Source organism: Methylobacterium oryzisoli, from assembly GCF_046557895.1.
GTDB classification, from domain to species: domain Bacteria; phylum Pseudomonadota; class Alphaproteobacteria; order Rhizobiales; family Beijerinckiaceae; genus Methylobacterium; species Methylobacterium oryzisoli.
In genome coordinates this window covers 63,423-76,196 of sequence record NZ_JBKIBX010000007.1, presented here as the reverse complement: position 1 = coordinate 76,196, position 12,774 = coordinate 63,423, and the positions used below count along the sequence as shown (strand labels likewise).

Below are 12,774 nucleotides of genomic sequence, written 5' to 3'. Positions count from 1 at the left end.
GCGGCCGATCCGCGCCGCCGCAGCCGCGTGAGGGGAGAGTCCGGCGCGATCAGGGCCGTCCCTCCCAGCGCTCGCCGAGCGCCCGGTAGAAGGCCAGCACGTCGCGGTAGCTCGCATCGACCGGCGTCACCGGCAGGGCGAGGCGCAGGCCGACGCCCAGAAGACCGGTGAGCAATCCGACGAGGAGGCAGGCGCGCAGGGACATTGGGGCTGGCGGGAGACGAAAGCGTTCGTCGTGGTGCCGGAAACGCCGTCCGGCGGCAAGCGCCCGAGCCGGGCGCCGGAGGCGCCGTAACGCAGTACGGCCGGGCTGGCCTTGGGTGCCGATCCGGAACGAGGGGGCGGAGTTCCGGATCGGTGCCCGCGGCCAGCCCGACCGCATGGCCAGGAAGCTATCCGACGAGTGATGAATGTCAACAATCGTCACTTCACACGCTGCGGCCGGTGTGCGGTTTCGCACCTGCCGTCCGCGTGCTAGCGAAAAGCCGCTTGTCCCCGGGCTCCAGACGAGACAGCCGCCGCTCCATGAACCCGATCTTCGCCGACCTGCCCACCACCGTGTTCGAGGTGATGTCCGCTCTCGCCCGCGAGACCGGCGCGGTGAATCTCGGCCAGGGTTTTCCGGACGATCCCGGGCCGGAGGACGTGCGGGCCAAGGCGGCCGAGGCGGTGATCCACGGCTGGAACCAGTACCCGCCGATGATGGGTCTGCCGGAGCTGCGCCACGCCGTCGCCGCGCATTACGCGCACTGGCAGGACCTCGCGGTCGATCCGGAGGCGGAGGTGATGGTGACCTCGGGCGCCACCGAGGCGCTGGCGGGCGCCCTGATGGCCCTGATCGAGCCCGGCGACGAGGTGGTGCTGTTCGCGCCGCTCTACGACGCCTACCTGCCGCTGGTGCGCCGGGCGGGCGGCGTGCCGCGTTTCGTGACGCTGACGCCGCCGCACTTCCGCCTCACCGAGGCGGCGCTCGCCCAGGCTTTCTCCCCCCGCACCCGGGTGGTGCTGTTCAACAACCCGCTCAACCCGGCCGCCACGGTCTTCCCCGACGAGGATCTGGCGCTCCTGGCCGCCTTCTGCCGCCGCTTCGACGCGGTGGCGCTCTGCGACGAGGTCTGGGAGCACGTGGTGTTCGACGGGCGCCGACACCGGCCGCTGATGGCGCTGCCCGGCATGCGCGAGCGGACCATCAAGGTCGGCTCGGCGGGCAAGATCTTTTCGCTCACGGGCTGGAAGGTCGGCTTCGTGCTCGCCGCCCCGCCGCTGATGCGGGTCCTGGCCAAGGCCCACCAGTTCCTCACCTTCACGACGCCGCCGAACCTCCAGGCGGCGGTGGCCTACGGGCTGGCCAAGGACGACGCCTATTTCGAGGGGATGCGGGCGGGGTTTGCCCGGGCGCGCGACCGCTTCGCGGCGGGCCTGTCGGACCTCGGCTTCACGGTGCTGCCCGCGGCAGGCACCTACTTCCTGAACGTCGACATCGCGCCGCTGGGCTACGACGACGACGTCGCCTTCTGCGACCGGCTGGTGCGCCGCCACGGGGTCGCGGCGATCCCGGTGAGCGCCTTCTACGCGCAGGATCCGGTGCGGCACGTGGTGCGGTTCTGCTTCGCCAAGCGCGACGAGACCCTGGACGCGGCGCTCGACCGCCTGAGCGGGCTCACCCGGGCGGCGGCGTGATGCGCCCCCGTCTTGCAGGCCGGGGGAGCCGGGGCCACATGCTGACGCATGAGCACCCCGCATCCGCTTCGGAGCCCCACGATGGACTTCACCCAGACGGCCGGCGGCCGCTTCGGCGAGGCCCCGCCCTTCCGGACCGCGCGCCCGGAGGCGAGCGACGTCGAGCAGACGCTCGCGCGCCTGGAGCTGATGGCGCACATCCTCGACACCGCCTTCGTGATCCCGGGCATCAACCGCCGGGTCGGCCTCGACGCGGTGATGGGCCTGCTGCCGGTGGTGGGCGACGCCGTCTCGACGGCCATCTCCTCCTACATCATCTGGGAGGCCCGCCGGCTGGGCGTGCCGCGCTGGCTGCTCGGCCGGATGATCGCCAACACGGCGATCGACGGCGTGGTGGGCGTGGTGCCGCTCGTGGGCGACCTGTTCGACGCGGCCTTCAAGGCCAACCGCCGCAACGTGCAGCTGCTGCGCCGCCACCTGGAGCGCAGCGGCAAGCTGAAGCCCTCGGTGATCGACGTCACGGCGACGCGGGTCGGCTGATCGCGTACGGGGCGGCGGCATGAACGAGCGTCCGCCGCCCCCCGAATACGACGCGGTCCCGCTCACCTCGCCGGCCGCCGCGCCCGTGGCGTTGCCGCTGCCTGGGGTCGGCACGCGGCGCCTCTCGCCGCTCAACCGGCGCCGGCTCGCCAACTTCCGGGCGAACCGGCGCGGCTACTGGTCGTTCCTGCTCTTCCTGGCGCTGTTCGTCGTCAGCCTCTTCGCGGAGTTCATCGCCAACGACCGGCCGATCCTCGTCTCCTACAAGGGCGAGATCCTGATGCCGGTCTTCGTGGACTACCCGGAGGAGAAGTTCGGCGGCTTCCTGGCGCGCACGGATTACCGCGACCCGGTGATCCGCAAGGAGCTCGCGGAGAACGGCTGGGCGCTGTGGCCGCCGATCCGCTTCTCCTACGACACCCACAACCTCGACCTGCCGGTGCCGGCCCCCGCGCCCCCGACCTGGATGCTCACCGACGCGCAGTGCCGGGCGAGCGCCGAGAAGGTGGGCGGGTCGACCTGCCGCGCCATCGAGTGGAACTGGCTCGGCACCGACGACCAGGGCCGCGACGTGGCGGCCCGGCTGATCTACGGCTTCCGCCTCTCGGTGCTGTTCGGGCTCACGCTCGCGATCATCTCCTCGGTGATCGGGGTGCTGGCCGGCGCGGTGCAGGGCTATTTCGGCGGCTGGATCGACCTCGCCTTCCAGCGGGTGATCGAGATCTGGACCGCGATCCCGTCGCTCTACCTCCTGATCATCATCTCGTCGATCATCACCCCGAGCTTCTTCGTGCTGCTCGGGATCCTGCTGCTCTTCTCCTGGGTCTCCCTCGTCGGGGTGGTGCGGGCCGAGTTCCTGCGGGCGCGCAACTTCGAGTACGTGCGGGCCGCCCGGGCGCTCGGCCTCTCGAACGCCCGCATCATGTTCAAGCACCTGCTGCCGAACGCCATGGTGGCGACGCTGACCTTCCTGCCGTTCGTGCTGAACGGCTCGATCACCACCCTCACCTCGCTCGACTTCCTCGGCTTCGGGCTGCCCCCCGGCTCGCCCTCGCTGGGCGAGCTGCTGGCGCAGGGCAAGGCGAACCTGCAGGCGCCCTGGCTCGGCCTCACCGGCTTCGCGGTGATCGCCGTGATGCTGAGCCTGCTGATCTTCGCCGGCGAGGCGGTGCGCGACGCGTTCGACCCGCGCAAGACCTTCGCCTGAGGGGTTCCCTCGGGCCGTGCGGTCCGGTCGGACCCTCAGGCCACCTGCACCACCAGCCCGTCGCGGATGGTCACCCGCCGGTCCATGCGGGCGGCGAGGTCGAAATTGTGGGTGGCGATCAGCGCCGCGACGCCCGAGGCCCGCACCAGCGACACCAGGATGGCGAAGACGTGCGAGGCGGTCTGCGGGTCGAGGTTGCCGGTGGGCTCGTCGGCCAGCAGCAGGCGCGGCCCGTTGGCGACCGCGCGCGCGATGGCGACGCGCTGCTGCTCGCCGCCCGACAGCTCGGCCGGGCGATGCGACAGGCGGTCCTTGAGGCCGAGGAAGGTCAGGAGTTCGGCCGCCCGCGAGCGGGCCTCTGCGGCGGCGAGCCCGCGGATGAGCTGAGGCAGCACCACGTTCTCCAGGGCGGAAAACTCCGGCAGCAGGTGGTGGGCCTGGTAGACGAAGCCCATCTCCTCGCGGCGCATCCGCGTGCGGGCGGCGTCGTCCATGCGGGCGCTGGGCTGGCCGCCCACGTAAACCTCGCCGCCGTCCGGCCGCTCCAGGAGTCCCGCCACGTGCAGGAGCGTCGACTTGCCGGTGCCGGAGGGCGCGACGAGCGCCACGATCTCGCCGGGCCAGATCGCGAGGTCAGCGCCGCGCAGGATGTCGAGGCTGCCCTCCGCCTGGGGGTAGCGGCGCTCGACGCGGGCGAGGAAGAGGGCCGGGACCGGCTGCTGGGGCTGGGACGCGTCCATGCCTCTCCTCACCCGTGCGGCGCGCGGGCGCGCGGCGGGAGGTCGGCGGGGACGAGGGCATCGAAGGGCATCTGACGCAGCACACCATCGCGGCAGGGACCGCCGCGCGTTCGAAGGGAAAGGGACCGGCCTCAGCCGTAGCGCAGGGCCTGCACCGGGTCGAGCCGGGCGGCGCGCCAGGACGGGTAGAGGGTGGCGAGGAGCGACAGCACCAGCGACATCAGCACCACCGTCATCACCTCCCCCGGGTTAATCTCCGAGGGGATCTCCGAGAGGAAGCGCACGGTGGGATCCCACACGCCCGGCAGCAGCGTGCGCTGGATCAGCGTGATGTTGGCCGCGAACACGAGGCCGAGCAGGCAGCCCACCAGGGTCCCGGCGAAGCCGATCGACGCTCCCGTGATGAGGAAGACCCGCATGATCGTGCCCCGGGTGGCCCCCATGGTGCGCAGGATCGCGATGTCGCTCGACTTGTCCTTCACCAGCATGATCAGGCTCGACACGATGTTGAGCGCCGCCACCAGCACGATCAGCGTCAGGATGATGAACATGACGTTGCGCTCCACCTCCAGGGCGGAGAAGAAGGTGCGGTTGCGCTGGCGCCAGTCGGTGAGCAGCACCGGCCGCTCGGCGGCGAGTTCGAGGGCGCCGCGCGCCTCGCCGACCGCGTCGGCGTCGTCGACGAAGACCTCGATCACCGAGACGTCGCCGTCGCGGTTGAAGAACCCCTGCGCCTCCGTGAGCGGCATGTAGACGAAGCTCGCGTCGAACTCCGACATGCCGATCTCGAACACCGCCGCCACCGTGTAGCCCTTGATGCGCGGGGCGGTGCCGAAGGGCGTGGTCGCGCCCTTGGGCGTGGCGAGCGTGATCGTGTCCCCGGCCTGCAGGCCGAGCGACTCGGCGAGGCGCCGGCCGATCGCCACCCCCCCGTTCGCGTCGAACGTGTCGAGGGACCCGCCCCGGATGTTGCCCGCCACCGCCGGGATCCGGCGCAGGTCCTCCGGCCGCACGCCGCGCACCAGCACGCCGGACCCGCCGTAGGGCGAGGAGGCGAAGGCCTGCCCCTCCACCAGGGGCAGCGCCAGGGTCACCCCCGCCACCTTGGAGAGCCGGTCGGTGAGATCGGAGAAATCGGTGAGCGGCTTGTCGATCGGCGCCACGAAGATGTGGCCGTTGATGCCGACGATCTTGGAGAGCAGCTCCTTGCGGAACCCGCTCATCACCGACAGCACGATGATCAGCGTCGCGACGCCGAGCATGATGCCGAGGAAGGAAAAGAGGGCGATGGCCGAGACGAAGCCCTCCTTGCGGCGCGTGCGCAGGTAGCGGCCCGCGATCGTCCACTCGAAGGGCGCGAAGGGCGCAGTGCCGGTCCGCGGGCCGGCGAGGCGGTCGCGGAGAGCCTGGATCATCGCGGAGTTCTCCGGGGCGCGGGCGAGAGCGCGGGCATACGGCCCCATCCCGACCGTCTCTCCAGGAGACGCGGGATCCCTTCTCCCGTGCGGGAGAAGGGTAGGGATGAGGGTCCAGGTGAGGCCGCAGTGAAGCGGAAAGCGCTGTGAGGGGAGCGGAAGGGTTCATGACCAGCAACCACCCTCAGTGCTGGTAGCGGCAGCGTCGAGACGTCTTGCTGCACCCTCCCGGGACCCTCACCCCTGCCCCTCTCCCGCACGGGAGAGGGGACCTCCGTCCCGCGCCTCACCTGGCGGAGCCTCAGGCCCGACCGAGCCCCCGCGGCGCTCACCCCGCCCTCCCCTGCCGCAGGCGGCTCGCCAGGTCCTGGGGCGCCACGCTCTCGCGCTCGCCGGTGGCCCGCCGCTTCAGCTCGACCTTGCCTTCGGCGAGACCCTTCGGTCCGACGATGACCTGCCAGGGCAGGCCGATCAGGTCGGCGCTGGCGAACTTGGCGCCCGGGCGCTCGTCGCGGTCGTCGTACAGCAACGCGAGGCCGGCGGCTTCGAGGTCGTTCTGGATCGACGCGCAGGCCGCGTCGGTGGCCGCGTCGCCGGTCTTCAGGTTGAGGAGGGCGACGTCGAAGGGCGCGACCGGATCGGGCCAGATGATGCCCGCCTCGTCGTGGCTCGCCTCGATGATCGCCGCGACGAGGCGGCTCGGCCCGATGCCGTAGGAGCCCATATGCACCGGGCGCTCCTGGCCGTCCGGCCCGGTGACGCGGGCGCCCATCGGCTCGGAGTACTTGGTGCCGAAGTAGAAGATGTGGCCGACCTCGATGCCGCGCGCAGCCATCCGCTCGGCCTCCGGCACCGCCGCGAACGCGTCCGCGTCGTGCATCTCGGAGGTGGCGGCGTAGCGCGAGGTCCAGTGGTCGACGATGCCCTGGAGCCCCGCCACGTCGTCGAAATCGGTGCCCGCGGCCGGCACCGGGAAGTCGAGGTAGGCGCGGTCGCAGAAGACCTCGCTCTCGCCGGTCTGGGCCAGGATGATGAACTCGTGGCTGAGATCGCCGCCGATCGGCCCGGTCTCGGCCCGCATCGGGATCGCCTTGAGGCCGAGCCGCGCGAAGGTGCGCAAGTAAGCCACGAACATCTTGTTGTAGGCGTGCCGGGCGCCGGCCTGGTCGAGGTCGAAGGAGTAGGCGTCCTTCATCAAAAACTCGCGCGAGCGCATGGTGCCGAAGCGCGGGCGCACCTCGTCGCGGAACTTCCACTGGATCTGGTAGAGGTTCTTCGGCAGGTCCTTGTAGGAGCGGATGGCGGCGCGGAAGATCTCCGTCACCATCTCCTCGTTGGTCGGCCCGAACAGCATCTCGCGCTCGTGCCGGTCGCGCAGGCGCAGCATCTCCTTGCCGTAGGCGTCGTAGCGCCCCGACTCGCGCCAGAGCTCGGCCGACTGGATCGTCGGCATCAGGATCTCGACGGCGCCGCTGCGGTCCTGCTCGGCGCGGATCACCGCGCAGACCCGGTTGAGGACGCGCAGGCCGAGCGGCAGCCACGCGTAGATGCCGGAGGATTCCTGCCGGATCATGCCGGCGCGCAGCATCAGCCGGTGCGAGACGATCTCGGCTTCCTTGGGCGTCTCGCGCAGGGTGGGCAGGAAGTATCGGCTGAGGCGCATGCGGGACCTTGACGCCAGGGAGAAGCGTGCTGCGGGGGCGAGGCCGGCGTGGCGACTCGCCCGGGCACACAACACATTGCCCCGGCAAAAGACAAGCCGGAGCGCGCAGCCGGATCGGGCTGGGCGCCGATGCGGGGACGCACCCGTGCAGGCCGGGCTGGCGGAAAAGAGTGCCCGGAGACGGAATTTCGCCGAGCCATGCAAAAAATCGCATCAACCGGCTCGCAGGCAGGTGACAATGCGAATTCTTATTCCTATAAGCGGCATCGCGATGGTGCGCAGGCGGCCCCCATGAGCTGCCGCGCAAGGTCCGAGTCTCGGGAGGAAGGTTCAGCCCAATCGCCGAGTGCGGCGCAAGACCAATTTCAAGGCTGACACAACATCCAGAAGCATTTTGAGCAAGGCTTCCGAGCCTTGCTTTTTTATTGGCTGCTTGCGCGGGCGTCGAAGACATCTTCGGACGCCGCCGCAACGGAAGCGGAGCCGCTGCCCCAAGGGGCGTCAATGAGGGCGGCGACGGGGCCGGGGGCCGGTTTTATATGCCGGCTACAGGCCTGCGAGCGGGAAGGCCGCCACCGCCGCCACGAACACCACGTTCGAGATCAGAGTGGTCCAGAGCGCCTTGCGGCGCATCTGGGGGAGCGGCGGCGCGCCCGGATCCTGCCCGGGCACGAAGGGCTGCGTCCCATCGTCCCTGGCCCGGAAGGGCAGCACCGCGAAGAGCAGCGTCCACCACACCACGAAGTACAGGGCCGCCGCCCCGAACCACGTGAGGCCGAAGCCCCGTGTCGCCACGAGCAGGGCCGGCAGCATCGCGAGGGTGCAGGCCGCGAGCGTGCGCGGGATCGAGGCGGTGGCGGTGGCGATGAGGCGGTGCGGCACGGGTCTCAGGCCTGCTCCAGCTCGACCAGGGTGCCCAGGAAGTCCTTGGGGTGCAGGAAGAGCACCGGCTTGCCGTGCGCGCCGATGCGCGGCTCGCCCGAGCCGAGGATGCGCGCGCCCTCGCCCTTGAGGTGGTCGCGGGCCGCCAGGATGTCGTCCACCTCGTAGCAGACGTGGTGGATGCCCCCGCCCGGGTTGCGCTCCAGGAAGGCGGTGATCGGCGAATCGGCGCCGAGCGGCTCCAGGAGTTCGATCTTGCTGTTGGGGAGTTCGACGAAGATCACCGTCACCCCATGCTCGGGCTGGGGCAGCGGGGCCGAGAGGGTGGCGCCGAGCATGTCCCGGTAGGTCCGGGCCGCGGCCTCCAGATCCTTCACCGCGATGGCGACGTGGTTCAACCGGCCGATCATGGGTCCCTGGCTCCTCGTTGTGATGCGCAGCCCCGTTCTACACGATCGGCGCGACGGGCCACCCGGCCGATGGTCCGATCCGGGCTGGCCCCCGCCGGGCGGGGCGACCCCCGCGGAGCGGGGGCCGGCGGCGGCCTCACACCTCGACGACCAGCACGTGGCAGGCGGGCTTCTTGCCCCAGACCTCGTTCACGGCGGAGCGGATGGCGCGATCGACGGCGTTCTCGACCGCCTCCGAGTCGCGGCGCTTCTGGCGCGAGAGCCCGTCGAAGGTGCGCTCGATCGCCTCCTCCACGACGTCGATGATCGGCTCGCCCTTGCGGCCGTAGGTGGGCAGGCCCATCAGGTCGATGGCGGGTTCGCCCTTCATGCCGCCGTGCTGGTCCACCGCGATCGCCACCGAGATGATGCCCGTGAAGGCGAGCTTGCGGCGCTCCGGGATCGCCCGGTCCTTCTCGCCGATCAGCACGAAGCCGTCCTTGTAGAGGCGCCCGCGCTGCACGTGGTCCACGATCTCCGGCGTGCCGGGGGCGAGACGGATCAGGGTGCCGTTGCGCGCCTTCATCACCTGCTCCACGCCCTGCTTGCGGGCGAAGGTGGCGTGCTCGGCCAAGTGCAGCGGCTCGCCGTGCACCGGCACCGCGATCCGCGGCTTGGTCCAGCGGTACATCGCGGCGAGTTCGTCGCGGCGCGGGTGGCCGGAGACGTGCACGAGTTCGGTGCGGTCGGTGATGACCTCGATGCCGGCCTCGATCAGGTCGTTGATGATCGCGCCGACCTCCCGCTCGTTGCCGGGGATCGCCCGCGAGGAGAAGATCACCCGGTCGCCGGGCGAGAGGGCGATCTCCGGATGGTCGTTGCGGGAGATGCGGGACAGCGCCGCGCGCGGCTCGCCCTGCGAGCCGGTGAGCAGCGCCACCACCTTGTCGCGCGGCAGGTAGCCGTAGGCCTGCGGCTCGCGGAAGTCGGGCAGGCCGTCGAGGTAGCCGCACTCGCGCGCGACGTCGATCACCCGGTCCATGGCGCGGCCGACCGCCACCATCTCGCGCCCGCAGGCCTGCGCGGCATCCGCCACCGCGCGGATGCGAGCGACGTTCGACGCGAAGGTCGTCACCGCCACCCGGTGGGGGGCGGAGCGGATCAATTCGGCGAGGTGCGCCGCCACGTCCGTTTCGCTCGGCGAGCGGCCCTCGCGGGTGACGTTGGTCGAGTCGCAGATCAGCGCGAGCACGCCCTCCTCGCCCAGCCGTGCGAAGACCTCTTCGGAGGTGACGTTGCCGACGACCGGGCCGTCGTCGAGCTTCCAGTCGCCCGTGTGCAGCACGAGGCCGTGCGCGGTGCGGATGGCGAGCGCGTGCGATTCCGGGATCGAGTGGGCGACCGGCACGTACTCGACCTCGAACGGGCCGAAGGTCAGCCGCTCGCTCGGACGCACCTCGCGCAGGTCGATCTTGGGCGCGCCGGGCTCGGAGAGGCGCCGGGTCTCGATCAGGCTCTTGGTGAACCTGGTGGCGTAGACCGGCACCTTGAGCCGGGGCCACAGCTCGGCCAGCGCCCCGATATGGTCCTCGTGCCCGTGCGTGATCAGGATGCCGAGCAGGTTCTGGCGCTCGTTCTCGATGAAGCTCAGGTCCGGGTACATCAGGTCGACGCCCGGCATGTGCTCCTCGCTGGCGAAGCCCATGCCGCAATCGACCATGATCCATTTGCGGGCGCCGGGCGGGCCGAAGCCGTAGAGCGCCGCGTTCATTCCGATCTCGCCGACGCCGCCGAGCGGCAGGAAGACGAGCTCTTCTCCTTTCGTGGTCATGGACGCACAACACCTCATGGGCCGCCGTCGCGGCCCTCTGGGGGAAAACGGCCTTTGCCGTCACGGTCACGGCGCCGTCAGGTCTGGTCCTGCGGACGGCCCTCAGGGCCGCCGCCTGTCTCGTCTGGGTCGCGCCGTCGCCGCCCCGGAGGGCGCCGCTCCGGCGCGCCGGTCACACCGCAGTCGCGGTCGAACCGACATGCACGGCGCCGGCCGACACGGTCCGCACCGAGCCGTCGCCGAGGCGCAGCACGAGGCGCCCGCCGGCATCGATCGTCTCGAAGGTGCCGGTCAGGCGGGTGTCGCCCGCCTCCACCGTCACCGGCCCGCCGAGACCCGCCGCCGCCGCGAGCCACGCCGCGCGGATCGCCGGAAAGCCCCGGCCCTCGTCCCAGAGCCGGATCGCGGCCAGCCAGGTTCCGGTGAGCCGACGGAACAGGCCGGGCGCATCCGCCGGACGGCCGAGCGCCGCGAGCGCCGTCGCCCGGTAGGGCAGGCCCTCGGGCGCGGCCGCGACGTTGACGCCGAACCCGATCACCAGCGCGGCCCCGTGCCGCCCCGCCTCGTATTCGAGCAGGATCCCGGCGAGCTTGGCGCCGCCCGCCAGCACGTCGTTCGGCCATTTGAGGCGGAACTCCGCCGCCGGATCGGGCGACGGACCGCAGGCCTGCCGGAGCGCCCGCTCCAGGCTCACGCCCGCCACGAAGCTGAGGGTGGCGACCCGCTCGGGCGGCAGGCCGGCCGGTACCGGCCAGGCGAGGCTCACGGCGAGGTTGCCCTCCGGCGAGGTCCAGGCGCTGCCGCGCCGGCCGCGGCCGGCCGTCTGGCGCCGGGTCACCACCCAGCGGGGTGCCGCCAGCCCGGCCCGGGCGTGCTCCATCGCCAGCGTGCTCGTGGAGCCGAGACTGTCGTGGACCTCCAGGCTGTACCCCGCGGCCTCGGCCGCGGAGTCGAGGGCATAAGCCATGCAGGGCGTCAGAACAGCGAGCGCGCGGCGGCGCCCGCGATCGCGACCAGCGGGGCCGGAACGAGGCCCATCAGGATCACCACGACGCTCGACGCGGCGAGCACGATGCGCAGGCCCGGCGCCAGCGGCTCGTAGGCCGGCTGCGCCTCGTCGAAGTACATCACCTTGACGATGCGCAGGTAGTAGTAGGAGCCGATCACGCTCGTCACCACGCCGATCACCGCGAGCGCGACGAGGCCCGCCTGGATGGCCGCCGCGAAGACGTAGAACTTCGCGAAGAACCCGGCGAGCGGCGGGATGCCGGCGAGCGAGAACATCATCGCGGCCAGGCAGAAGGCCAGCCAGGGATGGGTGCGCGAGAGCCCGGAGAGATCGTCGATGGTGTCGAACATCCGGTTGCCGCGGCGTAGGCCGAGGATCACCGCGAAGGCGCCGAGCGTCATGGCGAGGTAGATCGCCATGTAGACGACGACCCCGCGCACGCCCTCCTGCGTGCCGGCCGCGAGCCCGATCAGCGCGTAGCCGACGTTCGCGATCGACGAATAGGCCATCAGGCGCTTGATGTTGCGCTGGCCGATCGCCGCGAAGGAGCCGAGCGCCATCGACGCGATGGCGACGAAGACGATGATCTGGCGCCACTCGTCGATCACGCCCGGGAAGGCGCCGACGAACACGCGCACCGCCATCGCCATCGCGGCCATCTTCGGCGCGGAGGCGAAGAAGGCGGTGACGGGGGTCGGCGCCCCCTCGTAGACGTCCGGCGTCCACATGTGGAAGGGCACCGCCGCGAGCTTGAAGGCGACGCCCGCGGCCACGAACACGATGCCGAGCACCACGCCGAGGCCGACCTGGGTCTCGCGCAACGCCGTCACGATCCCCGGGAAGGAGACGTGGCCGGTGAAGCCGTAGACCAGCGAGGCGCCGTAGAGCAGCATGCCGGACGACAGCGCGCCGAGCACGAAGTACTTCAGGCCGGCCTCCGTCGAGCGCACGTCGTCGCGGTGGAAGGAGGCGATGACGTAGGCGGCGAGCGACTGCAGTTCGAGGCCGAGATAGAGCCCGATCAGGTCGTTGGCCGAGGCCATGATCAGCATGCCGATCGACGAGAGCACGATCAGGATCGGGTACTCGAACCGGGCGATGCGCTCGCGCTCAAACAGGTCGCGGGCGAGCAGCAGCGCCGCGATCGAGCCGAGCAGCACCAGCGCCTTCATCACCCGGGCGAAGCCGTCAACGATGAAGGAGCCGTTGAGGGTCGTGACCTTGGCACCGAACGGCTGGCTGACCACCGCGAACAGCGCGACGATCAGCACGATCAGGGCGCCGACGGTGACGCCCTCGGTGGAGCGCTCGCCCTTGAAGGCGCCGTAGAGGATCAGCACTAGGACGCCGACCGTGAGGATCAGTTCCGGCAGGGCTGGCCCGAGGGCGGGCATGACGATCTGGGCGGCGTTCATCGC

The 12,774-nt window shown here is 71.1% G+C and carries 12 protein-coding genes; 3 read left to right on the top strand and 9 right to left on the bottom strand.

The genetic code is table 11. The features are described from left to right. Positions 1 to 49 precede the first annotated feature (49 nt). Positions 50 to 205 (bottom strand): hypothetical protein, encoded by a 156-nt coding sequence (locus ACKUB9_RS09245; RefSeq protein ID WP_407521008.1) that lies wholly within the window; start codon positions 203 to 205, stop codon positions 50 to 52. Positions 206 to 525: 320 nt separating this feature from the next. Between ACKUB9_RS09245 and ACKUB9_RS09240 the strand changes: the two genes are divergently transcribed. From ACKUB9_RS09240 to ACKUB9_RS09230, 3 genes are all read left to right on the top strand, one after another. Beyond that, complete coding sequence (locus ACKUB9_RS09240) at positions 526 to 1,680, top strand: aminotransferase (protein WP_407521006.1); 1,155 nt, start codon at positions 526 to 528, stop codon at positions 1,678 to 1,680. 81 nt (positions 1,681 to 1,761) lie between these two features. Continuing rightward, a complete protein-coding gene (locus ACKUB9_RS09235; RefSeq protein WP_407521004.1) occupies positions 1,762 to 2,220 on the top strand; it encodes a DUF4112 domain-containing protein in 459 nt (152 codons plus the stop codon). Positions 2,221 to 2,239: 19 nt separating this feature from the next. Further along, complete coding sequence (locus tag ACKUB9_RS09230; protein ID WP_407521002.1) at positions 2,240 to 3,427, top strand: ABC transporter permease; 1,188 nt, start codon at positions 2,240 to 2,242, stop codon at positions 3,425 to 3,427. Between the two features lie 35 nt (positions 3,428 to 3,462). On the opposite strand, the gene ACKUB9_RS09225 is transcribed toward ACKUB9_RS09230, so the two are convergent. The 8 genes from ACKUB9_RS09225 to nuoN form a co-directional block, all read right to left on the bottom strand. After that, the gene (locus ACKUB9_RS09225) at positions 3,463 to 4,167 is read right to left on the bottom strand and encodes an ABC transporter ATP-binding protein (RefSeq protein WP_407521000.1); all 705 of its coding nucleotides are present in this window, start codon (positions 4,165 to 4,167) and stop codon (positions 3,463 to 3,465) included. A 131-nt stretch (positions 4,168 to 4,298) separates the two neighbouring features. After that, a complete protein-coding gene (locus ACKUB9_RS09220; protein WP_407520998.1) occupies positions 4,299 to 5,582 on the bottom strand; it encodes a lipoprotein-releasing ABC transporter permease subunit in 1,284 nt (427 codons plus the stop codon). A gap of 328 nt (positions 5,583 to 5,910) precedes the next feature. Beyond that, a complete protein-coding gene (gene proS / locus ACKUB9_RS09215; protein WP_407520996.1) occupies positions 5,911 to 7,245 on the bottom strand; it encodes a proline--tRNA ligase in 1,335 nt (444 codons plus the stop codon). Between the two features lie 546 nt (positions 7,246 to 7,791). After that, positions 7,792 to 8,058 (bottom strand): DUF1467 family protein, encoded by a 267-nt coding sequence (locus ACKUB9_RS09210; protein ID WP_407521238.1) that lies wholly within the window; start codon positions 8,056 to 8,058, stop codon positions 7,792 to 7,794. Between the two features lie 74 nt (positions 8,059 to 8,132). Then, positions 8,133 to 8,537, bottom strand: coding sequence for a methylmalonyl-CoA epimerase (mce, locus tag ACKUB9_RS09205; protein WP_407520994.1), 405 nt, complete (start codon positions 8,535 to 8,537; stop codon positions 8,133 to 8,135). Between the two features lie 136 nt (positions 8,538 to 8,673). After that, positions 8,674 to 10,347 carry a ribonuclease J gene (locus tag ACKUB9_RS09200; protein WP_407520992.1) on the bottom strand — a complete coding sequence of 558 codons (1,674 nt, stop codon included), beginning with the start codon at positions 10,345 to 10,347 and terminating at the stop codon, positions 8,674 to 8,676. Positions 10,348 to 10,519: 172 nt separating this feature from the next. Further along, positions 10,520 to 11,314 carry a biotin--[acetyl-CoA-carboxylase] ligase gene (locus tag ACKUB9_RS09195; protein ID WP_407520989.1) on the bottom strand — a complete coding sequence of 265 codons (795 nt, stop codon included), beginning with the start codon at positions 11,312 to 11,314 and terminating at the stop codon, positions 10,520 to 10,522. A gap of 8 nt (positions 11,315 to 11,322) precedes the next feature. Then, a complete protein-coding gene (nuoN, locus tag ACKUB9_RS09190) occupies positions 11,323 to 12,771 on the bottom strand; it encodes an NADH-quinone oxidoreductase subunit NuoN (RefSeq protein ID WP_407520987.1) in 1,449 nt (482 codons plus the stop codon). Between the last annotated feature and the right edge of the window lie 3 nt (positions 12,772 to 12,774).